Source organism: Methylobacterium sp. CB376 (assembly GCF_029714205.1).
Lineage (GTDB): Bacteria > Pseudomonadota > Alphaproteobacteria > Rhizobiales > Beijerinckiaceae > Methylobacterium.
The window spans coordinates 6,996,288-7,017,081 of record NZ_CP121648.1; the positions used below are offsets into that span (position 1 = coordinate 6,996,288).

Below are 20,794 nucleotides of genomic sequence, written 5' to 3' on the forward strand. Positions count from 1 at the left end.
TCTTCCATTTCGGCCATGCGGATGTCGTCCTCGCTCAGGCGCCGCGCAGGCGCGTGATCCGGGATCCGCTTCGATCGAGCGGATCCCGGATCAGGCGTAGCGGCGGCGCAGCAACGCGTAGACGAGGCGCGCGGTCTGCACCTCGCCGCCCTCCGGCCGACCGGGCTTGGTGCTCGGGTTCCAGCCGTAGAGGTCGAGGTGAACGTGGGCCTTCGCGGCGGTTGCGAAGCGGCGCAGGAACAGGGCCGCCGTGACCGCGCCCGCGAAGGGGCCGCCCGAGACGTGGTTGACGTCCGCGACCTTCGAGTCGAGCAGGCTCGCGTAGGGCGCCCAGAGCGGCAGCCGCCAGACCGGATCGTTCACCGCCCGCCCGATCTCGGCCATCTCGGCGGCCAGCCCGTCATCCTCCGTGAACAGGGCCGGCAGGTCCGGGCCGAGGGCCACGCGGGCCGCGCCCGTCAGGGTCGCGAAATCGACGAGGAGGTCCGGGCTCTCCTCGTCCGCGAGCGCGAGCGCGTCGGCGAGGATCAGGCGGCCCTCCGCGTCGGTGTTGCCGATCTCCACGGTGAGGCCGCGGCGGCTGCGCAGGACGTCGCCCGGCCGGAAGGCGCTCCCCGAGATCGCGTTCTCGACGGCCGGCACCAGGACGCGCAGGCGCAGGCGCAGGCCCGCCCCCATCGCCATCTCGGCGGCGGCCAGCGCGGCGGCGGCCCCCGCCATGTCCTTCTTCATCAGCAGCATGGCGGCCGAGGGCTTGATGTCGAGACCGCCCGTGTCGAAGGCGACGCCCTTGCCGACCAGGGTGACCTTCGGGGCCCCCGGATCGCCCCAGGTCAGGTCGATGAGGCGGGGCGCCCGGTCCGAGGCGCGCCCGACCGCGGCGATCATCGGGAAATCCCGCTCCAGGGCCTCGCCCGACACGACCGTGCAGGCCGCCCCGGCGCGCGCGGCGAGGCCGCGCGCCGCGGCCTCGATCTCGGCCGGGCCGAGGTCGTTGGCGGGCGTGTTGACGAGGTCGCGCCCCGCCGCGACCGCAGCGGCGATGCGTTCGACCTCGGCCGCGTCGACGCCCTCGGGCGTGGCGAGCACCGCCGCCGGCGCCGGCCGGTCGCGGTAGCGGGCGAAGCGATAGGCGGCGAGCCGCCAGGCCAGGGCGGCGAGGAGCGGGTCCGGCGGGGCCGCCGCGAAGCGGTAATCGCCCTCCGGCAGCGCGTCGGCGAGCTTGCCCGGCGCGAAGGGATCCCCCTTCGGGTCGATGCCGAGGACGACGCCCGCGAGGCTCCCGTCCGCCCCGGGGAGCACGCAGTGGCTCCCGGGCTTGGCCGAGAAGCCGGTTGCCCGGGCGTAGGCGGCGGCCGCGGCCGGGAGGGTCTCGGCGAGGGCGGGCCATCCCTCCGCCGTGACGCACCAGATCGGACGGGCGGCGGAGGCGTCGGGGGATGAGGTCACGGGCGGGTCCCGGGTTCGAGAGGAGGTGCACCGCTGCCTAGCGCAGCCGACCGGGCCTTGTCACACCGGCCGCGCGGCGCGCGGCGCCACCGCATCCGCCGTGCCGCGCCGGGCCCGACGCTGCGGCCGGTCGACGATCCCGCTTCCGGTGCCTTCGGGGCGGGCTGTGCGGCCGCGCAACCCCGCTGAGGTCCATCGCCCCGTCGGGCTGCGCATCGACCGCGCGCTCCCTGGTCCCGGGCGGGCGGTTGACGCAGGGTCCCGCGAGCACAGGGCCTCGCTCCCGGCGGCGCGGCTCCCCGCTCATCGGCGACCGACACGGGACGACAATCCCCGAACGGCGCCCGCAACGGATGATTTCTCAACGATATCAATGCCGCCTCGTTAACCCCCGGTTAGGGTTAACACCCTATTCCGGGCAGCGAGGCGGCGCGTTGGGCCGCCCGAGCCCGCCTGAGGAGAGCCGGATGCGGTCCCCCGTCGACGTGTCGCGTTCCGCCCTGGTGCGCCTTCTCGCGGCCGGCACGATGGCGCTGCTCGTGTCCGGGTGCCTGTCGCGCTCGCCGACGACGACCGGCTCGATCGATGTCGGCACCGGCGCCGGCAATGCTCGGCGCGACCTCGACCGGCTCGCCGCGCGCTACACCCGCGATCCGGCCGATGTCGGCACCGCCATCGCGTATGCGGGGGCGCTGCGCGCCAGCGAGCAGACCGCGCAGGCCGTCGCGGTGCTGCAGCAGACGGCCCTGCGCAACCCCAAGAACCCGGCGGTGCTCGCGGCCTACGGCAAGACCCTGGCGGAGGCCGGGCGGTTCGGCGAGGCGGCGGAAGTCCTCCAGAACGCCCACTCGCCGGCCAATCCGGACTGGCGCGTGCTCTCGGCCCAGGGCGCCGTCGCCGACCAGATGGGCGACCACGCCCAGGCCCAGCGCTACTACGAGACCGCCCTCAAGATCGTCCCGGGCGAGCCGAGCGTGCTGTCCAATCTCGGCCTCTCCTACGCGCTGGCCAAGCGCCTGCCCGAGGCCGAGCGGGTGCTGCGGCAGGCCGCCGCCGATCCGCGCGCCGACGCGCGGGTGCGTCAGAACCTCGCCCTGGTGCTCGGGCTCGAGGGGCGCTCGGCCGAGGCGGAGGAACTGATGCGCCGCGACCTCGGCGGCGCGGAGGCGGCCCAGAACGCCGCGGCGCTCCGGGCCTTCGTGGCGCAGCCGAACGGCTGGCAGGCGATCCGCTCGGCGGATGCCCGCAAGCGCAAGCCCGCGGGCTGAGCGCCGCTCAAGGGCGGGCTCCGCTCAGCGCGGGCGGCGGGAGACGCTCACCACGTTCGAGTCGCGCGCGGGCCGCTTGGCGGCCCGCGGCTCGTCCGGGAGCGCGTGCTCGACGGCTCGGACGATGGCGGGGGCGTCGAGGCCGGCCTGGGCGTACATGCGCTCGGGCGTGTCGTGGTCCTGGTAGCTGTCCGGCAGGGTCAGCGTGCGCACCCGCACCGTCCCGGCATCCAGCGCCCCGCGCCCCGCGAGCAGGTGCAGCACCATCGCGCCGAAGCCCCCGGTCGAGCCCTCCTCCACCGTCACCAGCACCTCGTGGCTGCCCGCAAGATCCAGCAGCAGCCCCTCGTCCAGCGGCTTGGCAAAGCGCGCATCCGCCACCGTCACCCCGATCCCGCGCTCCTCCAGCTGCTCGGCCGCCTTCAGCGCCTCCGCCAGGCGCGTCCCCAGGCTCACCAGCGCCACCCGCGCCCCCTCCGGGCGCCGGATCACCCGGCCGCGGCCCAGCGCCAGAACCTCGCCCTTCTCGGGCAGGTCCACCCCCACCCCCTCGCCCCGCGGGTAGCGGAAGGCGATCGGGCCGGCATCGTGCGCGTGGGCGGTCGCCACCATGTGCACCAGCTCCGCCTCGTCGGCGGCCGCCATCACCACCATGTTGGGCAGGCAGCACAGGTAGGCCAGGTCGAAGGCCCCCGCATGCGTCGCCCCGTCCGCCCCGACCAGGCCGGCCCGGTCGAGCGCGAAGCGCACCGGCAGGTTCTGCAGCGCCACGTCGTGCACGACCTGGTCGTAGGCCCGCTGCAGGAAGGTCGAGTAGATCGCGCAGAACGGCCGGTAGCCCTCCGCCGCCAGCCCGGCCGCGAAGGTCACGGCGTGCTGCTCGGCGATGCCGACGTCGAAGGTGCGCCCCGGATGGGCCTTGGCGAACAGGTCGACCCCGGTGCCGGAGGGCATCGCGGCGGTGATCGCCACCACCTTGTCGTCGGCGTCCGCCGCCTTGACCAGGCTCTCGCCGAACACCCGGGTGTAGGTCGGGGCGTTGGCCTTGGCCTTGACCTGCTGGCCGGAGACGACGTCGAACTTGACCACGGCGTGGCCGCGGTCGGCGGCGGCCTCGGCGGGGGCGTAGCCCTTGCCCTTCTGGGTGACGACGTGGACCAGGACCGGCCCCTCGGGCGCGTCGCGGACGTTCTTGAGGATGGGCAGCAGGTGGTCGAGGTTGTGGCCGTCGATCGGGCCGACGTAGTGGAAGCCGAGCTCCTCGAACATGGTGCCGCCGCCCGCCAGGATGCCGCGGGCGTATTCCTCGGCGCGCACGGCGGTGTCGTAGAGGGCCTTGGGCAGCAGGCGGCCGAACTGGCGGGCGGTGTCGCGCAGGGAGCGGTAGGTGTCGCCGGAGACCAGGCGGGCGAGGTAGGCCGACATGGCGCCGACCGGGGGCGCGATGGACATGTCGTTGTCGTTGAGGATGACGACGAGGCGGGAGCGCAGGGCGCCGGCGTTGTTCATGGCCTCGTAGGCCATGCCGGCGGAGATGGATCCGTCGCCGATGACCGCCACGACGTTGCGGCGCTCGGGGGTCTCGCCGCGGGCGCGGGCGGCGGCCTCGGCGAGGTCGCGGGCGACGGCCATGCCGAGGCCGGCGGAGATGGAGGTGGAGGAGTGGGCGGCGCCGAAGGGATCGTAGGGGCTCTCGGCGCGCTTGGTGAAGCCGGAGAGGCCGCCGCCCTGGCGCAGGGTGCGGATGCGGTCGCGCCGGCCGGTGAGGATCTTGTGCGGGTAGGCCTGGTGGCCGACGTCCCAGATCAGGCGGTCGTCGGGAGTGTGGAAGACGTAGTGCAGGGCGACCGTGAGTTCGACCACGCCCAGCCCCGCGCCGAGATGGCCGCCGGTGACCGAGACCGCGTCGATGGTCTCGGCGCGCAGTTCCGCGGCGAGCTGCGCCAGGTCGCTCTCCGGCAGGGCGCGAAGCTCCGACGGATCACGGACGCGATCGAGGAGGGGAAGGCTGAGCGGTGACACCGAACGATCCTCATGTCCGGAAGGGGGGCGCGGCGCCAGGGCGCGCGACGGCCGCCGACGGGCGGGGGCGGGCGGCGCCGCGGGAGGGCTGCGTCAGGCGACATCGAGCGGCGCCGTGCCGACGGGGCTGCCATCCGCCCCGAGGGTGATGCGCTGGATGCGCGCCTCGGCGCGCTGCAGGAGCTGCTCGCAATGCCGCTTCAGCGCCTCGCCGCGCTCGTAGATCGCGACGGATTCGTCGAGCGGGACGTTGCCCTGCTCCAGGCGCTGCACGATGCCCTCAAGCTCTTCGAGGGCTTTCTCGAAAGGCAGATCGCCCGTCACGGCCGGGCCGGACGGGGGAACGGCCGATGCGGCATCGGACCGGACTGCGGTCATCCTGAAAAGCTCTCCTTCGAGCGGAGGTTTATGACCGCCTGCCTGTCTCAAAACAACCCTTCGGCCGATCTGGCCCGGGGACACCGGACCAAACTCCGAGAGGGGCAGCCTTTGCGCCACACCGGTTCGGCGGCGCGGTGCGGCGCCGGCCGCGCGCCTCGGCCGCCCGGATCGGGCCCTCGCGCGAGGGTTCGGACCGCGCCGGACCCGGCGGGTGCGGTGGCGCACCGCGCCGGGCCGGTCGCGGATGTCGTCTCCCGTGATCCTCTCAACCGGCGGAGGCATCCATGGGCGTCGCGACCCTCGACAGCGGAATCCGGTCCCACCCCCCGACCGCGCGCGCCATCCCGCACCGCCTCCCTTCCGGCGCGGCGCCCCGGGGCCTGCGCGGTCGGCTCGCCGCCCTCGCGGTGCTGGTCGCCGTCGCCGGCGGGGCCGGCCCGCTGGTGATGCAGGTCGGCCCGGCCGCCGCGGCGATGAACCGTGAGGCCGCCGCCCGGATCGGCCTCCTGACGGAGGCGATGTTCTGCACGGCGACCGCCGCGGGCAGCGCCGCCTTCTGCGGCCACTGACGGCCGGGCCTCAGAAGCGGACCGCCCGCGCGCGCTTGACCTGGGGAATCGCCTCGATCTGGCGCAGCAGCGCCGGCGAGACCGGCTGGTCGACCGCCGCGAAGCAGATCGCGTCGCCCCCGGGCCGGTCGCGGCCGAGATGGAAGGTGGCGACGTTGACCCCCGCCTCGCCGAGCAGCGTGCCGAACCGGCCGATGAAGCCCGGCTGGTCGGCGTTGCGCACGTAGAGCATGTGGGGCGCGAAGGCGGCCTCGAGGGGGATCGAGCGGATCTCGACGATGCGGGGCACCCCGTCCTGGAAGACGGTGCCGGCCGCGTCCCGGGGCATGTCCTCGGCCTCGACGGTCACGTGCAGCACCGAGCCGTAGTTGCGCGCGGTGCCGGTGCGGGTGGTGGTCTCCACCACGATGCCGCGCTGGCGGGCGACCTCGGTGGCCGAGACCATGTTGACGCCCTCCAGGAACGGCCTCAGCGCGCCCGCCACCGCCGCGGCGGTGAGCGCCCGCAGGTTCATGGCGGCGACCTCGCCCTCGAAGGCGATGCGGATGCCGCGGATCGGCGCCTCGGTGAGCTGGCCGAGGAAGGAGCCGAGCTGCTCGGCGAGCGTCACGAAGGGCCGCAGGCGCGGCGCCTCCTCGGCCGAGATCGACGGGAAGTTCACCGCGTTGCGGATCGCCCCGTGCAGGAGGTGGTCGGCCATCTGCTCGGCCACCTGGAGGGCGACGTTCTCCTGCGCCTCGCGGGTCGAGGCGCCGAGATGCGGCGTGCAGATCACGCTCGGGTGGCCGAACAGCACGTTCTCGGTGGCGGGCTCGACCGCGAACACGTCGAGGGCGGCGCCGGCCACGTGGCCGCTGTCCAGGGCGGCGCGCAGGGCGGCCTCGTCGACGAGCCCGCCCCGGGCGCAGTTGACGATGCGCACCCCGGGCTTGGTGCGGGCGAGGGCCTCGGCCGAGAGGATGTTGCGGGTCTTGTCGGTGAGCGGCACGTGCAGGGTGATGACGTCGGCCCGGCGCAGCAGGTCGTCGAGCTCGACCTTCTCGACCCCGATCTCGACGGCGCGCTCGGGGGTCAGGAAGGGATCGTAGGCGATGACGCGCATGCGCAGGCCGATGCCGCGATCCGCGACGATCGCCCCGATATTGCCGCAGCCGATGACGCCGAGCGTCTTGGCGGTGAGCTCGATGCCGAGGAAGCGGTTCTTCTCCCAGCGCCCGGCCTGGGTGGAGGCGTCCGCCTGCGGGATCTCGCGGGCCAGGGCCAGCATCAGGGCGATGGCGTGCTCGGCGGTGGTGACCGCGTTGCCGTGCGGCGTGTTCATCACGATGACGCCGCGGGCGGTCGCGGCCGGCACGTCGACGTTGTCGACCCCGATGCCGGCCCGGCCCACCACCCGCAGGCGCCCGGCCCGCTCGAGCAGGGCGGCCGTGACCCGGGTGGTCGAGCGGATGGCGAGGCCGTCATACGCCCCGATGGCGGCGGCGAGCGCCTCCTTGTCCTTGCCGAGGTCGGGCCGGAGGTCGGCGACGAGGCCGCGCTCGCGGAAGATCGCGACCGCGGCGGGGGAGAGGGAATCGGAGATGAGGACGCGCTTCTGCGTGGTCATGGGCAAGGCTCCGGCTGGGCAAGGCTCCGGCTGGGCAAGGCTCCGGCTGGGCAAGGCTCGGGCAAGGCATCCGGGATGCGGGGCCGGATCCGCCGCGCGCGCCGTCCGGACAGGGCGCAGCCTTCCCCCGCTTGCGGCGGGGGCGCGGCGCGCGACGCCGGGACCGCCGGGGCGGATCCGCGCGCGGTCTGTCAGGCGGCCTGCCGGAGGAGGCGGGCCTTCTCCTGCGCGAAGGCCCAGTCGAGCCAGGGCGTCAGCGCCTCGAGGTCGCTCCGCTCCACGGTGGCGCCGCACCAGATCCGCAGCCCCGCCGGCGCGTCCCGGTAGGCCCCGACGTCGAGGGCGACGCCCTCGCGCTCCAGGGTCGCGGCGATGCCCTTGGCCAGGGCCGCCACGGCCTCGGGGCCGCGGCCCGTCACCTCGGGATCGGCGATCACCAGGCAGACGCTGGTGTTCGAGGCGGTGGCCGGCGCGCGCGCGAGGTTCTCGACCCAGGGCGTCCGCGCCACCCACGCGGCGATGACCCGGGCATTCGCGTCCGCCCGGGCGCGCAGGGCCGGCAGGCCCCCGATCCCCTGCGCCCAGAGCAGGGCGTCGATGTAGTCCTCGACCGCCAGCATGGAGGGCGTGTTGATGGTCTCGCCCTCGAAGAGGCCCTCGATGAGCTTGCCGCCCTTGGTCATGCGGAAGATCTTCGGCATCGGCCAGGCCGGCACGTGGCTCTCCAGCCGCGCCGCGGCGCGGGGGGAGAGGATCAGCATGCCGTGCGCCGCCTCGCCGCCGAGCACCTTCTGCCAGGAGAAGGTCACGGCATCGAGCTTGGCCCAGTCGAGATCCTGCGCGAAGGCCGCCGAGGTGGCGTCGCAGATCACCACGCCCTCGCGGTCCGCGGCGATCCAGTCCGCGTCGGGCACGCGCACGCCCGAGGTGGTGCCGTTCCAGGTGAACACCACGTCGTGGTGCCGGGTGTCCACGGCCGCGAGGTCGGGCAGGGCGCCGTAGGGCGCCGTGGTGACCCGGGCGTCGAGCCTGAGCTGCTTGACCGCGTCGGTGACCCAGCCCTCGCCGAAGGATTCCCAGGCCAGCATCTCGACCGGGCGGGGCCCGAGCAGCGACCACATCGCCATCTCGACCGCGCCGGTGTCGGAGGCCGGCACGATGCCGATGCGGTAATCGTCCGGCACCTGCAGCACGGTGCGGGTGAGGTCGATCGCCTGCTTGAGCTTGGCCTTGCCGAGCTTCGCGCGGTGGGAGCGGCCGAGCGCCGCGTCCGAGAGGGCGGCGGGGGTCCAGCCGGGGCGCTTGGCGCAGGGGCCGGACGAGAAGAAGGGCGCGCGCGGGCGCGCGTCGGGCCGGGTCGTCATGCGGTGTCCATCCTTCCAGATGGGCGCCTCTCGGTGGGGAGAGGTGTCCCGCCGCCGGGAATGACCGAGCCGCGCGCGCCGGTCAAGCGGCGATCGCGGCGCTCCCGGCCGGGCGCAGGCCCTGCGCGCGCAGGTAGGCGCCGAGGGCGGCCGCGTCCTGGTCGGGCAGGGCGAGGGCGACGTGGCCGTCCGGCCGGACCAGGAAGGCGGCGTCCCGCGTCACGCCCGCCCGCGCGGCCTCCGGGCCGTGCGCGAAGACGTGGCAGGGCAGGGCGTGGGCCGCCGCCGCCTCGCCGAGGGCCGGCGCCGGGGTGCCGTAGACGTGGACCTGCCAGGCGAGGGCGCGCAGCGGCGCGAAATTGTCGAGGCCCGGGATCCAGGGCAGGCGGTCCCCGCCCCGCACCTCGCCCGCCCGGCCCAGGCTGAGCGGGCTGTCCGGATAGGCGATGCGGACCTGCGAGACGATCTCGAACATCATCCGGCGGGTCGCCGCGACGCCCCAGAGCAGGGGCATCAGGTGGGGCACCACGAGGGTGCGCAGCACCTGGTGGCCGAGGCCCTTGCCGATGGCGGCCTGGAAGGCCCGGTCGGTGGAGGCGATGAGCTGGCGGGCGAAGGCGATCCGCTCCGGCTCGTAGCTGTCGAGGAGGGACGGGGGGGCGGTGCCCCGCACCACCTCGGCGAGCTTCCAGGACAGGTTCACCGCGTCGCCGATCCCGGTATTCATGCCCTGGCCGCCGGCCGGGCTGTGGATGTGGCCGGCATCGCCGGCGATGAAGCAGCGCCCCTGCCGGAACCGCGCCGCCACCCGGTGGTGGACGTTGTAGGTCGAGAACCAGTTCACCGCCGCCACCCGCACGCCGAGGAGCGCCTCGGCATGGGGCTGGATCTCGGGAAAGCCGAGCTCCTCGCGCCCGGCGAGGGGCGGCGGCACGATGCCGATCAGCCGGTGCATGCCGCTCGACCGCACCGGCATGACGAGGCCGAGGGCGTCCACGCCGAGATTGACGAAGACGTCGTCGCCCGGATGCGCGGCGAGCCGCACATCCGCCACGTAGAAGCGCTGCGCGTAGGTGCCGCCCGGGAAGTCCAGCCCGAGGCCCTGGCGCACGCGGCTGTGGGCGCCGTCGCAGCCGCACAGATAGGCCGCGCTCACGGTCTCCCGCACCCCGTCCCGCTCGAGCACGGCCTCGACGCCGTCCTCCCGGTCCGTGAAACCGACGAGCTCGGTTCCGTATTCCACCGTCACGCCCGCCCGCGCGAGGCGGTCGAGGAGGAAGCGCTCGTGGTCGTCCTGGGGGTAGCACAGCATGAACGGGAACGGGCTGATCCCCTCGCCGAGATCCCCGAAATGGAAAGCGGCGACGTCCTTGCCCCGGCTGCGCAGGTGCACGCCGCCCATGCGGATGCCCTGCGCCACCACCTCGTCGGCGAAGCCGAGCTGCTGGTAGAATTCCAGGGTGCGGGCATGCACCACCATGGCGCGCGAGGCCTCGCCGGGTCCCGCGTGCCGGTCGACGATGCGGGGCCGCACCCCGTGATGGGCGAGCCGCAGGGCGAGGACGAGGCCGGTCGGGCCGGCGCCGACGATCAGGATCGGGGAAGACGAAGAGGCCATGGCGCATCCTCCTGCGGGCATCCTATGACCGGCGGGTCATTTTTGCAATCGGCGCGGGAGGCGCGGGGGCGGCGTGGCTGAGGCGGCGAGGGGAGCGGAAGCGGGCCGGCGCGGCCCGAGCCCGGAGAAGACCGCCCGCACGCGGGCGGCGATCGTCGGGGCGGCGCTCGGCGTGTTCCTGGAGCGGGGCTTCTCGGGCACCCGGATGATCGACGTCGCCGCGCGCGCCGGCGTCGCCAAGGGGACGCTCTACCTGTACTTCCGGGACAAGGAGGCCCTGTTCGAGGGCGTGCTGCGGGAGGTGATGGCCGACCTCGTGGCGAGCCTGAGCGGGCAGGGGCCCGGCCCCGGCGAGAGCCTGCGCGACTTCCTGCGGCGGGTCGCGGTGCCGGCCTTCCGGGACCTTGAGGCGACGCGCCGCGCGGCGGTGGTGCGGCTGGTGATCGCCGAGGGCGGGCGCTTCCCGGCGGTGGCGGCGGCCTACCGGCGCGTGGTGATCGGCCCGGTGACGGGCGCGGTCCGGCGCTTCGCCGCCGAAGCCCTGGCGCGGGGCGAGCTGACCTCGGACGCGCTCGTGCGCTTCCCGCTGCTGCTCGCCGCGCCGGGCGTGCTGGCGACGGTCTGGAACGGCCTCTACGGCGCCGAGGAGCCCCTCGACGCGGGCGCCGTCGTGGAGGCGTTCCTCGACTGGGCGATGCCGGCGCGCGCCGGGGAGTCCGGCGCCGGCTGAGCGGCGGCGCCGCTCAGGCCGGTCCGCGTGCCGCGCCCCGCCGCTGCTCCCGGCGCAGGGCCGCGGCGCGGCTGCGGCGGGCCGCCTCGGCCCGGCGCATCAGCCAGTCGAGGATGTTGCGCTCGACGCGCTCGCCGGTGTCGCGGTCGGTGAGGCGGTGGATGCGGTCGGCCCGGAAGCCCCGATAGGCGTCGCGGTCGCGGTCGGTGCCGCCGACCAGGACCTTGCCCGGGCCGACCTTGAGTTCGTGCGCGGCGAGGTGGCGGACCGTCCAGGCGCCGTTGCCGTCCTCGTAGACGAGTTCGAACCGGCCCTCGATCGGCAGGACCCGCCAGGCGCCGTCCCGGCGCTCCGGCGCCGGCGGCGCCGCGTCCGGCGGGGCCCCGGCCGGGGCGTCCAGCTGAGCAAAAAAGGTGTTGTCCAACATGGTCTTGATATAGGTGTTCGTGGTTCGTTCCGAAAGGGGTGAGCGCGCGCGACCGGGCCCGTGCGCGAAGTGTTGCGCGAGGCGTTGCGCGAGGTGTCACGCGGCTGTCGCGCGGCGCGCCTAGACGGCCGGCCGTCTCCGGGGGACGGGTGCGAGGACTCGGTTCGGCATGGCGATGTTCGCGTTGAGTGTCGTGGCGGTCGGCCTGGTCGTCGTCTCGGCGAGCCTGTCGCAGGGCGGACCGTGAGCGCGCCGGCGCGGCACCGCGGCGCGAGTTGACGCCCCGCTCCGGGAGGCCCTAGACAGGCTGGGCGCCGTCGCGCTCCGGCCCCGGGGCGCCGCAGGTCGGCTCCGGCCCAGACCGGGAAGGGTGGCCGAGTGGTTTAAGGCAGCGGTCTTGAAAACCGCCGTGGGGGTGACTCCACCGTGGGTTCGAATCCCACCCCTTCCGCCGGCCCTCTGCTAAGTGGCTGGACCAGCTAGAAGCGTTGACAAACAAGGGGTTAGGTAGCACCTGTGCTACAGGTTGTTGCTACAGGTCACCCCTCGCGATGGGCCTTGAAACCCGCCTTGTTCGCCGCAAGAACGGCACCTACGCGTTCCGCGGGTACGTCCCTCCCGAGTTGCGAGAGGCCATCCCTGGTGGTCGTAGTGGGCAGAAGTGGATCGCCCTCGGCACAGCAGACAGGGCTGAGGCCGTTCGACGTGCCCGACTGAAGTCGGTGGAGTTCGACCGGGAGCTACACACGGCACGCCGCCGTCTGTCTGGGGCTCAGGACGACATCTCTCTAGCTGAAGCGGAGCGTCTGGCCGCGGCTTGGCTGTCGAAGCTGCTCAGTGATGACGAGAGAAAGCGCGAAGCCGGCCTGACGGAGGTGGCTTACCAGCGCGCACTCAAGGCCGCAGAGTACGTGGGTCCTGCTGCTGCAGCCGAGCTTGCAAGGGGCAGTATGGAAACAATCTGGATGGAGGTGGAGGGGGTCCTTCGCGAGAACGGCTTGTCATCGCGGGAAGGCTCGGAGTCCTGGCGGAGGCTGGGGTTCGCGATGCTGAAGGCTCAAAAGCGTTGGGCTGACGCCCTGCTTGCCCGGAACAAGGGGGAGGTGGTCGAAACACCAGTACCGCCCAAGGCAGCCTCTACGCCCCGTTCCTGCACCGTTGAAGACCTCATTACGGCGTACCTAAACGATCCCACGAGGAAGCGCACTCCTGGCACGCTCAAGACCTACCAGACGGTCTTCCGGGCAATGAGGGAGTTGCTTGGACCTGACACCCCGGTGGACAGCATCCATCGCGTGGACTGCGAGCGCATCCGCAGTGTCATCATAAGGCTCCCGAAGAACGCTTCTCAGCGGTTCCCTGACCTATCCCTTGAGGATGCAGCTAAGCTGGCTGATGCCGAGAAGCTTGAGCGGCTTGGGGTGTCTGCGGTCAACAACTACCTCCACAACCTATCGGCCCTGTTCAAGTGGGGCGTGAACACATGGCGTGTGACCCGGAACCCAGCTCAGGGGCTCGCGCTTCCTGATGACCGCGACGAACGCGACCTTCGCCAACCCTTCAGCATCGCGCAGCTTCAGGCAATATTCACGGCCCCGCTCTACACGGGATGTCAGGATGATGAGGAAGGCTACGCGAAGCCTGGACCGAACGTGCCGCGTCGCGGGCGCTTCTGGGTCCCCCTGCTCTCCCTCTGGACGGGCATGAGGCTGGGTGAATGCTGTCAGCTACGAGTTGAGGATGTGGCTGAGTACGAAGGGGTGCCCGTCATCCTCATCAACGACGACGAGGAGCCAGGGGGCGACGAGGCTGACAAGAAGCGTGTGAAGACGGAGGCAGGCAGGCGGTTCGTCCCGGTTCACCCTGAACTTCAGCGTATCGGCTTTCTCAAGTTCGTAGAGGCCATGCGGGGCAGGGGGGAGAAGCGCCTGTTCCCAGAGATCAAACCCGACTCGATGGGGTATCTGTCCGGCACCTTCTCGAAGTGGTTCAACGACAAGCGCCGCTTCCTGGGCAAGCTCGACATGTCCGGGACGGGGGTGTCATTCCACAGTTTCAGGCACAACTACCGTGATGCTCTCCGAGAGGCTGAGATCAGCCTTGAGCGGGTGAGGGCTCTTGGTGGATGGAGACGAGACAGCGAAGGTGAGGAGGCCATCTATGGTAAGGGATTGAAGGCAGCGACTCTCTATAAAGAGATTGAGAAGGTTCGCTATTCAGGGCTTGCGCTCACCCACCTTCATACCGGGTGAAGACAGCAAGGAGACAACATGCCCCGCAACGGGTGCGAGGACGCGCCCGCTCGGGTGCTTACGTCCAAGTTCAGCCCCTGGCATCAGGGGCTCAGAAAGTCCTACAGGGTCCGCGCAGTACCAGCGTAGGGGCGCCTCTGGTTCGTTGAGCAGGACGCCTGCGGCGCTGCCGGCTGGCATGAGGACACCATGCAGGGTCGGTTCACAACAGTCAGACCTTTCATCAGCTCCAATCGAACCTCGTCGTTTTTCCCTAGTTTGGTCACGAGCAAATAGGACGCGAGCGCATCAGGAGGCCAAGCGGAACCGAATGCTCCACAGGGTCTTAGTTCGCAAAAGCGATCCAGACTAAGGGAGTGGAGCGCATGCCACAGGAAAGTACAAGAAGGCGCAGCAGCCTCGTAGGGACTGCAACCTTTGCAGTTATGATTTGCCTGGTCAGCAATGGCCACTGGGCAGCGCGCGCGCAGGACACTTCAGGATACAGCTTTGACAACCGCTTCACTAAACCAGAGCGAGCAAAGCCGGTCTTCACTCATCCCGACGTGTCATCACAGATGCCGCACCCGGCCGTTTCAGGCGAAGAAAGCACTCCGCGCGAAGCCGCCACGGCGCCCTCCGCATCTCCTGAGCGCATTACGACAGCGGCCATCCCTGCGAAGAGAAAGCATTCCGCTCGTACTGTTTGGCGTAGTGGCCAACGTGTGAAGATGCTCTGCTCATGCCGAGTTATAGCTCAAAGGCAGAAAAGAGGGACAAAGTTAGTTGAAACAAAGGAGTCGGCGCCTCAAAGCAAACGCATTCCCTCGCGTTCTTTTCGTCAATCGGCTCAGATTAGCAGTGGGCGGGCCGTCTGGTATCAACATTCGGGCCGAACCGCGAGCGGTGAAATCTACAACCCAAACGGCCTCACAGCCGCGCACAACAGCCTACCACTGGGCACACGAGTTCGCGTGGTCAACCGAGGGAATGGCCGGTCTGTGGTCGTGCGTATCAATGACAGAACCAATAGGAGCACACAAGGTAAAAACAACTATGTCATTGACCTGTCTCGCGGCAGTGCTCGCAAGCTAGGAATAGAGGGTGTCTCCTCTGTTGCACTTTACAGGGCGCAATGAGTGCGGTGACATCACGGTGGGCAGGAGCATCGCATGGCGTAGCCCGTTTCTGAACATGCGGTAGGGAGGCTGGCCCTTTCCTTCACTCGGTAGCCACGGCAGGGCAGCAAGGGACTCAATGTTCGTGGCGGACGCGTGCGAGGGCATCCACGGATTGATTTGGCTCAACGCAGACGCATGAATGCCTGGCGAAGGTGTCCAGCCCTCACCGGGCGCTCCGCTGTACCATCCAGATCAGTTGTACACCCGAACCAGCTGTGCCCCAGCGCGTTGCGTCCCAATGGTGCACACATAGAGCTGATGGATAATCGAACTCGGATAACAGTCCAACAAGCCCGCCAGACCGAGGCAAGCGGTATCTGGCTCGATTGCAGGAGGTGTGGCCTCAAGGCCGTCACCCTTCTTCAGGCCAAGGTGGAACACCTCTCGGCCTAGAACGCACCCATGAAGGGTGAACTGACCTTCCCTCACTGTGGACGATTATCGGTCCGTCATGCACGCCTACTGGAACCGAGCCTAAAAGGTGAAGCTGACGCGGATGGGGCCGAACCTTGTGCGTGCCATCAGCTTGGCCATGCCATCACATCCGAGAACGCTTCAGCACCTCAGCCGATTGAGCGATGGCCGCCCGAGATTTCCTAACGTGCTCCTCGCCGTCCTCTGCGGACTTGTGCGTGGCATCAATGAGCTCCCGCGTCTGCTCAGGGCTTAGCGGCTTCACCGGTACCGAGGGGTTGGTGGGTTCGGATGACACGTCGGGGTTCATCGGGAAGCCCCCATGGTTGCTCCTGGTATTATTGCCCATCTCGGGCGACCTTGCCAGACGATGTCAGGAATTGCGCGCCCATGCTCGTCGGTGCGAGGGTGCTCGCAGAAGGTAGGGAGGCACCATCTTGACCAGCCAACCCCTTGCGGGATGCCGCGTGCTCGTTGTTGAGGACGAGTACTTCATCGGGGATGACCTGAAAAAGTCTCTGACGGCGGCGGGAGCGACCGTCATCGGACCCATTCCCCAAGTAGACCAAGCCATGAATCAGGTTAGGGGGGGCGAGTTTGAGGTAGTAGTCTTGGACATAAATCTGCGTGATGAGATGTCGTTTTCTGTTGCAGACGAACTGAAACGGCGGGGCATACCGTTTGTCTTCGCTACAGGATACGACGCATGCGTAATACCTGATCGTTTCGCAGACGTGAAGCGATGGGAAAAGCCCTATGGTCTAGAAGACCTCGTCACTGACATCGTGGGCTTGTGCCCTAAGACACGCTCCACATAGCTGTCTGCTCGGCCGTATGTCGCCATGACCGAGTTTCACTGCTGTCGTCCGGTGCGCAGCCTACTTAGCCGTGCACTGAGCCCACCATGAGCAGCCTGGAAATCGCGGACCTCACCGGGAAGTGCCACGACCATGCGATGCGCGACATTCGCGTGATGCTGGTGGAGCTTGGCATCAACGGCCCCAACTTTGGGGGCGTCTACCGGGATGCGAAGGGTGAGAGCCGCCCCTGCCATCAACTCCCCAGGCGCGAGTGCCTCATCCTGGTCCCGGGCTACAGCGTGCCCCTCAGGGCCCGCATCGTGGACCGCTGGCAGGAGCTTGAGGCTCAGCAGACCCGGTCCCATCCCTGACTTCGGCAACCCCGCTGCTGCGGCGCGCGCGGGATGAGGAGTATGAGGCCAAGCAAGTGGCCTATGAGCGCCTGAGAGTCACCGAGCCGTTCGCTGAGGTGGACGCTGTATGCGGCGCTCGAATGGCGCAAGCCGCTGAAGTACGAGACGGAAGCTCTCATCCGTGAGTAGCACCTCGCGCCCATCCATTGACACTTCAGCTCATCCTTCAGCGCCGTCGAGGTGCGCACCCTCGTGGTCGAGATGGAGATAGTCGGCGCTGAACAGTGCCGCATCCCTAAGTGCCTCGAAATCCGGGATAGTCAGACTCTTACCTCTCAGGATGATGAGCCCTCTAGCGCGGAGCTCCTGCACAGTGCGGTTGACGTGAACGGTTGAGAGGCCGGTTGCCTCACCCAACTCAGCCTGGGTGAGTGCCAGGTCGCACGAAGGCCCATCAGTGAGGCCAACGCAGTGCAAGCGAGTGAACACCTCACACAGCAGGGACGCCACGCGCTCTGACGCGTCCCGCTGGCTTAGGTTGGCTGTCCATTGGCGCTGGATCGACTCCCGAACCAGTGTCTCCCACCAGAGCGCCTGGAGCACGCGCGGGTGAGCGAGCGTCAATGCGTTGAACGTGTTCGAGGAAATCTCCGCCAGGGATACTGGGGTGAGTGCTGCGAGGGAGTGGTCCATCTTGCGCAGGATGAATACATTGAGGTCGCAGAGGTCGCCGGGGAGGAGCAATCCTACGATTGCGCGCCGGCCGTCCTCTAGTGTCTTGTAGCGGCAGGCCCAACCCGACAGCGCCAACCGTAGTACCCTCGGCGACTCGCCTTCACAGATGATGTTTTCGCGAGGAGCGTAGGTTCGCCGGGGAGATGCGGTGAGTAGCTCAAGGGCTGCTCTATCGCTCGCCGAGAGCCGGACAAAGTGCTCAAGCTTTCGGGTGAGCGGGCTCATCGAATGGGCCTCCTCTAGGAATATAATCTTCAATAGGCTTCGGACGAAGATTAGGCGCATTGGCCTATGTCAGCGGGACCTGTGGCAAGCGATTGTACAAGCAATTGCGGCCTCTCTACGACACACTCTCAGGTGACGCTGCGAAGGTGGTGCGCTAGGTCGTAAGTGCAACCCGCCAGCAAGGGACTCAAATGTTCGTGGCAGACGCGTGAGAGGGCATCGACGGACTGAGGTGCTTCCGCCTCTACCCGTGCCCCGCACGACCCGGTGTGAGCACGCTCGCATGTCACCGCACGGACACCACTGATGGGCAGCTTGATGCGCCATAGCGGGCTCACAATGGGAAGCGCCATGGCAGAGGGTCTGAATGTTTGCAGCACGTACCTGGAGGTCCATCGACAGAGCGGTCGCCCCCAAGTTCCCCCCATGGCCGTCCCTGCGCCCTCCAGGCCCACGCCAGCACCTCAAGTCGCCCATAAGCAAAGCTCGGGCGGAAGCGGTATGCATATGAGTGAGAAGCTGCCGGTGGGAGCAGACAGCCCCCTTGAGGCTGCACTGGAGCGGTTACGGAGGGGGTCGGTGCCTGAAGTGTCGATGCCAGCGGCACTATGGTGAAGGCTGCCGGAAGGCAAGGTCGCAGTTGAGGCTGTGGCCTACGAAATGACAGGCTCGTGCTTCTTCATCTCAGACCACAGCACCTCTCGAACGCCAGCACAGTTCCCGGGCTCCCGTTTCAGCGCGGCGTTGGGACACGCTCTCTGCCAATGAAGTCGCTCGACCTGGAAGACGCAAAACCCACCGGTTGCGACGGAGCGGATCGTGACACCGCACACATCGCAGGTTCCTGTGAAGAACCTTATGTCCTGACTAGTGGCCGCACGGCCCATTCGCATCACGGTTAGTACCTTACGAGAGAAGGATGGCTACCGAGGGAAGCAACGCAGCGGCCCTCAGGGTCCTCAGTCTTAGGTTCGAGGCCCGCCACAGCGGGCAGAGGAGACGGTTTGCCGTCCGAATGATGCTCTCCGAAGGGAGGCTCTGGCTCCTGGTGAAGGACGCAAGCCGGGCTATCGGGTGGCAGAGCAACACCCTGAAGATGTACCGCTGGACGACGTTGGACCCTGACGATTGGGCCTACACGCTCGTTCAAACCAAGCAGGGGCCGCAGATGATGGCCCTCATTGCCAGGGAAGCCCTGAGCAGTCTGCTAAGCACCGCCCGGAAACCGCAAGCGCGTCAGTTCAAACGATGGCTGGACGGTCTCCCAGGCTGACAATGACCACCACCAACACCACCAACACCTTCAAGTTCGCCGGCTTGGACCTCCGGTGCGTGACCATCGAAGGCCAGCCCTGGTTCGCTGCGGCTGATGTGTGCGCGATACTCGGGCTCTCCCGGCCAGACAACATGCTCCGGTTTGTGGACAGCCATGAGAGGCGCGTCCCCCCTCCAACTTCGAGGGGTACCTCCACCACAAGGCCATGCTGGAGGCTTCCCGGCACAGACAGGCTAGGGTGTTCGGGCTGTGGCTGGACAGTCTCTCTCTACAAGCTTGACCGTAACTTACTGTTAATTCTGTTGTTGAACCAGAGTAGATGCCTGCCATATACAAGGTAGGTGCGTATTGCTGACCTAGGCAGAGTCTTCAACCAACATATCAATTATCAAAATGCAGCTCAGCCCAGACAAGCTCAAAATTCTCTCAAAACGCCTGATAGACTTGATGGCAATCTACTGGGATATTCTGCACGAGGAAGGACCCGTAGATGCTGAGGTCAAGGCAGCTATCAACAGAGAGATAGCTCGGGCTGAGGTTATAGCCCACATAGCTGACAATATGTCACTCTCATCGTCTCCCGACGAACTGGCTGAACTCAGACGATTGATCGAAGAGATAAAGTCATCTGACCTGATGAAAGCCATAACAGAGCACCTAATGGGGGAAGGATAGGCACTCCTGGCACTAGATGCCCTCTCTAAGCCGCTGGGGTTGACCTTAGACGGCCGTTTAGAGGGTCCAGGCTACCTACCTACCTGAAATCAAGAATGGCCGTCCTGGGCCACTACCCTGCATCTTCACATCGATGGGGCGAAGTCGATAGAGCTCCTGCGAGTGGACTGAAGTAGGCGTCCTATTAGGAATAGACTACCAAAGGGGATTAGTTCTTGTCCTAAGAACAAGCCTCAAGGCGCCGTTCAGGTGCCCATCTGGAGGACGGGAGAGGGTCTGAATGTTTGTGACACGTACCTGAACGGCCATCGACAGGCTGAGGTTTCAACGGCTCCCCCCTCTAGGGGGCTGTCGATGTTGCTAGAGGGGAGGGTAGCCTCGCCGGATTGGTAGTCGCCCGAACCACGTTGTCATTGCCCAACCCAGGGAGAAAGCAGGTGGCTAATGACTACATCGCCTCCCACGACCCGCTCATCGAACGTGCTGAACGTGCCGTCGAAGACGCCCGCAGGCTCTGCGAGCAGGCTAGGCGCAACACGGCCATAGGCGAAATGAACGCCAGCCTGTTCCGCCTCCTTTCCTCGAAGCCATGGAGTCTGGAGGACTGGTGGCGAAGGACCGAGCCACGAGTGGAGTGAGGGTTCAACTCTCTGCCTCTACCTTCTTCGTCGTACCAGAACGGTATACCGCTGAGGTACAACGCTCTGTTACACCCGATTGCGTCATATAAGGGTTGACTTCCAGGTTTTGGTACAACACTGTCGCATGGTCTAGACCGTTATGCGACAGAGTACAGTCCAATGGCCGTCTACGGTTACGCGCGTGTCAGCACCACCGACCAGGACCTCAGTCTCCAGGAGGGCGCCTTGAGGGCCGCAGGGTGTGAGGTCATCCGCTCTGAGAAGCGGTCAGGCGCCAGCACCGAAGGCAGGGCCGAGCTTCAGACCCTGATGGACTTCGCCCGGAAAGGGGACGCCATCGTGGTCACCCGCATCGACCGGCTGGCACGGTCCATTGCTGACCTCGCAGCCATCGTCCGCCAGCTTGAGGCCAAGGGCGTGGCGTTGAAGGCCACTGAGCAGCCCATCGACACGTCCACGGCTGCGGGACGCTGCTTCCTCCAGATGCTCGGGGTTTTTGCCGAGTTCGAGACGAACCTTCGCCGTGAACGGCAGCTTGAGGGCATTGCCAAGGCCAAGGCTGCTGGGGTCTATGCCGGCAAGGGGCGCCCTGCATCGGTGCCTGCTGAGAAGGTCAGAGAGCTTCACGCCACCGGAATGGGTCCGTCTGCCATCGCCAAGGAACTCGGCATCAGCCGCATGTCGGTGCACCGGGCGTTGAACCCGAAACCTGCGTGAAATGTATTATCGAAGCCGAGAGTGTCTGTGACTGCCGCTCTTTCGGAATGTGGCATCCTCACGTCTGTAAGACGGGGAATGGACGCGACTTCGGCGCGCCTGTCCACGACAC

General features: G+C 68.3%; 18 protein-coding genes, 1 tRNA gene and 1 pseudogene. 12 read left to right on the forward strand and 8 right to left on the reverse strand.

The annotated features are described in order from the left end of the window. Positions 1–90: 90 nt before the first annotated feature. Positions 91–1,449, reverse strand: coding sequence for a leucyl aminopeptidase family protein (locus QA634_RS32270; RefSeq protein ID WP_012336031.1), 1,359 nt, complete (start codon positions 1,447–1,449; stop codon positions 91–93). A 467-nt stretch (positions 1,450–1,916) separates the two neighbouring features. On the opposite strand from QA634_RS32270, the gene QA634_RS32275 reads away from it, so the two are divergent. Continuing rightward, a complete protein-coding gene (locus tag QA634_RS32275) occupies positions 1,917–2,717 on the forward strand; it encodes a tetratricopeptide repeat protein (RefSeq protein WP_012336032.1) in 801 nt (266 codons plus the stop codon). Between the two features lie 24 nt (positions 2,718–2,741). Here QA634_RS32275 and dxs read toward each other — a convergent pair whose 3' ends face one another. Both dxs and QA634_RS32285 read right to left on the reverse strand, forming a co-directional pair. Continuing rightward, positions 2,742–4,739, reverse strand: coding sequence for a 1-deoxy-D-xylulose-5-phosphate synthase (dxs, locus tag QA634_RS32280; RefSeq protein ID WP_283027068.1), 1,998 nt, complete (start codon positions 4,737–4,739; stop codon positions 2,742–2,744). Positions 4,740–4,832: 93 nt separating this feature from the next. Next, entirely contained in the window at positions 4,833–5,117 is a 285-nt protein-coding gene (locus tag QA634_RS32285; protein ID WP_012336034.1) for an exodeoxyribonuclease VII small subunit, read from the reverse strand. 287 nt (positions 5,118–5,404) lie between these two features. On the opposite strand from QA634_RS32285, the gene QA634_RS32290 reads away from it, so the two are divergent. Then, the gene (locus QA634_RS32290; RefSeq protein WP_012336035.1) at positions 5,405–5,689 is read left to right on the forward strand and encodes a hypothetical protein; all 285 of its coding nucleotides are present in this window, start codon (positions 5,405–5,407) and stop codon (positions 5,687–5,689) included. Between the two features lie 10 nt (positions 5,690–5,699). Here the strand turns inward: QA634_RS32290 and serA are convergent, their stop codons facing one another. The 3 genes from serA to QA634_RS32305 all read right to left on the reverse strand — a co-directional run bounded on the left by serA (position 5,700) and on the right by QA634_RS32305 (position 10,277). Next, a complete protein-coding gene (gene serA, locus QA634_RS32295; protein ID WP_012336036.1) occupies positions 5,700–7,295 on the reverse strand; it encodes a phosphoglycerate dehydrogenase in 1,596 nt (531 codons plus the stop codon). Positions 7,296–7,486: 191 nt separating this feature from the next. Beyond that, positions 7,487–8,659, reverse strand: coding sequence for a phosphoserine transaminase (locus tag QA634_RS32300; protein WP_012336037.1), 1,173 nt, complete (start codon positions 8,657–8,659; stop codon positions 7,487–7,489). An 82-nt stretch (positions 8,660–8,741) separates the two neighbouring features. Beyond that, positions 8,742–10,277, reverse strand: coding sequence for an FAD-dependent monooxygenase (locus QA634_RS32305; protein ID WP_012336038.1), 1,536 nt, complete (start codon positions 10,275–10,277; stop codon positions 8,742–8,744). Positions 10,278–10,350: 73 nt separating this feature from the next. Between QA634_RS32305 and QA634_RS32310 the strand changes: the two genes are divergently transcribed. Next, entirely contained in the window at positions 10,351–11,007 is a 657-nt protein-coding gene (locus QA634_RS32310) for a TetR/AcrR family transcriptional regulator (protein WP_012336039.1), read from the forward strand. A gap of 13 nt (positions 11,008–11,020) precedes the next feature. On the opposite strand, the gene QA634_RS32315 is transcribed toward QA634_RS32310, so the two are convergent. Next, positions 11,021–11,434, reverse strand: a complete 414-nt coding sequence (locus QA634_RS32315; protein ID WP_012336040.1) for a hypothetical protein — start codon at positions 11,432–11,434, stop codon at positions 11,021–11,023. Positions 11,435–11,798: 364 nt separating this feature from the next. Between QA634_RS32315 and QA634_RS32320 the strand changes: the two genes are divergently transcribed. The 5 genes and pseudogenes from QA634_RS32320 to QA634_RS32340 form a co-directional block, all read left to right on the forward strand. Further along, positions 11,799–11,885 (forward strand) — tRNA-Ser (locus QA634_RS32320). 100 nt (positions 11,886–11,985) lie between these two features. After that, positions 11,986–13,686, forward strand: coding sequence for a site-specific integrase (locus tag QA634_RS32325; protein WP_083784765.1), 1,701 nt, complete (start codon positions 11,986–11,988; stop codon positions 13,684–13,686). 800 nt (positions 13,687–14,486) lie between these two features. After that, positions 14,487–14,804: a septal ring lytic transglycosylase RlpA family protein gene (locus tag QA634_RS32330; RefSeq protein ID WP_415926924.1), complete on the forward strand. Its 318-nt coding sequence runs from the start codon at positions 14,487–14,489 to the stop codon at positions 14,802–14,804. 893 nt (positions 14,805–15,697) lie between these two features. Next, on the forward strand, positions 15,698–16,078 hold the full coding sequence (locus QA634_RS32335) for a response regulator (protein WP_012336043.1): 381 nt from the start codon (positions 15,698–15,700) through the stop codon (positions 16,076–16,078). 86 nt (positions 16,079–16,164) lie between these two features. After that, a pseudogene (locus QA634_RS32340) lies at positions 16,165–16,410 on the forward strand (Rha family transcriptional regulator); the annotation flags it as partial. Between the two features lie 222 nt (positions 16,411–16,632). On the opposite strand, the gene QA634_RS32345 reads toward QA634_RS32340, so the two are convergent. After that, positions 16,633–17,373 carry a Crp/Fnr family transcriptional regulator gene (locus tag QA634_RS32345; RefSeq protein WP_012336045.1) on the reverse strand — a complete coding sequence of 247 codons (741 nt, stop codon included), beginning with the start codon at positions 17,371–17,373 and terminating at the stop codon, positions 16,633–16,635. Between the two features lie 919 nt (positions 17,374–18,292). On the opposite strand from QA634_RS32345, the gene QA634_RS32350 reads away from it, so the two are divergent. The 4 genes from QA634_RS32350 to QA634_RS32360 all read left to right on the forward strand — a co-directional run bounded on the left by QA634_RS32350 (position 18,293) and on the right by QA634_RS32360 (position 20,682). Then, the gene (locus QA634_RS32350; protein WP_043701813.1) at positions 18,293–18,646 is read left to right on the forward strand and encodes a BRO-N domain-containing protein; all 354 of its coding nucleotides are present in this window, start codon (positions 18,293–18,295) and stop codon (positions 18,644–18,646) included. A 2-nt stretch (positions 18,647–18,648) separates the two neighbouring features. Further along, positions 18,649–18,990: a BRO-N domain-containing protein gene (locus tag QA634_RS36015; protein WP_168169181.1), complete on the forward strand. Its 342-nt coding sequence runs from the start codon at positions 18,649–18,651 to the stop codon at positions 18,988–18,990. A gap of 106 nt (positions 18,991–19,096) precedes the next feature. Beyond that, on the forward strand, positions 19,097–19,324 hold the full coding sequence (locus tag QA634_RS32355) for a hypothetical protein (protein WP_150108765.1): 228 nt from the start codon (positions 19,097–19,099) through the stop codon (positions 19,322–19,324). A gap of 800 nt (positions 19,325–20,124) precedes the next feature. Next, positions 20,125–20,682 (forward strand): recombinase family protein, encoded by a 558-nt coding sequence (locus QA634_RS32360; RefSeq protein WP_012336046.1) that lies wholly within the window; start codon positions 20,125–20,127, stop codon positions 20,680–20,682. Positions 20,683–20,794 lie beyond the last annotated feature (112 nt).

Excerpts from the sequence above, each read along its gene's own strand:
- QA634_RS32305 (WP_012336038.1), bottom strand. The coding sequence starts at position 10,277 with ATGGCCTCTTCGTCTTCCCCGATCCTGATCGTCGGCGCCGGCCCGACC.
- QA634_RS32300 (WP_012336037.1), bottom strand. The coding sequence starts at position 8,659 with ATGACGACCCGGCCCGACGCGCGCCCGCGCGCGCCCTTCTTCTCGTCC.
- QA634_RS32355 (WP_150108765.1), top strand. The coding sequence starts at position 19,097 with ATGGCAATCTACTGGGATATTCTGCACGAGGAAGGACCCGTAGATGCT.
- QA634_RS32325 (WP_083784765.1), top strand. The coding sequence starts at position 11,986 with ATGGGCCTTGAAACCCGCCTTGTTCGCCGCAAGAACGGCACCTACGCG.
- QA634_RS32360 (WP_012336046.1), top strand. The coding sequence starts at position 20,125 with ATGGCCGTCTACGGTTACGCGCGTGTCAGCACCACCGACCAGGACCTC.
- QA634_RS32350 (WP_043701813.1), top strand. The coding sequence starts at position 18,293 with ATGGCTACCGAGGGAAGCAACGCAGCGGCCCTCAGGGTCCTCAGTCTT.
- QA634_RS32345 (WP_012336045.1), bottom strand. The coding sequence starts at position 17,373 with ATGAGCCCGCTCACCCGAAAGCTTGAGCACTTTGTCCGGCTCTCGGCG.
- QA634_RS32315 (WP_012336040.1), bottom strand. The coding sequence starts at position 11,434 with ATGTTGGACAACACCTTTTTTGCTCAGCTGGACGCCCCGGCCGGGGCC.
- QA634_RS32275 (WP_012336032.1), top strand. The coding sequence starts at position 1,917 with ATGCGGTCCCCCGTCGACGTGTCGCGTTCCGCCCTGGTGCGCCTTCTC.
- QA634_RS32290 (WP_012336035.1), top strand. The coding sequence starts at position 5,405 with ATGGGCGTCGCGACCCTCGACAGCGGAATCCGGTCCCACCCCCCGACC.
- serA (WP_012336036.1), bottom strand. The coding sequence starts at position 7,295 with ATGACCACGCAGAAGCGCGTCCTCATCTCCGATTCCCTCTCCCCCGCC.
- QA634_RS36015 (WP_168169181.1), top strand. The coding sequence starts at position 18,649 with ATGACCACCACCAACACCACCAACACCTTCAAGTTCGCCGGCTTGGAC.
- QA634_RS32285 (WP_012336034.1), bottom strand. The coding sequence starts at position 5,117 with ATGACCGCAGTCCGGTCCGATGCCGCATCGGCCGTTCCCCCGTCCGGC.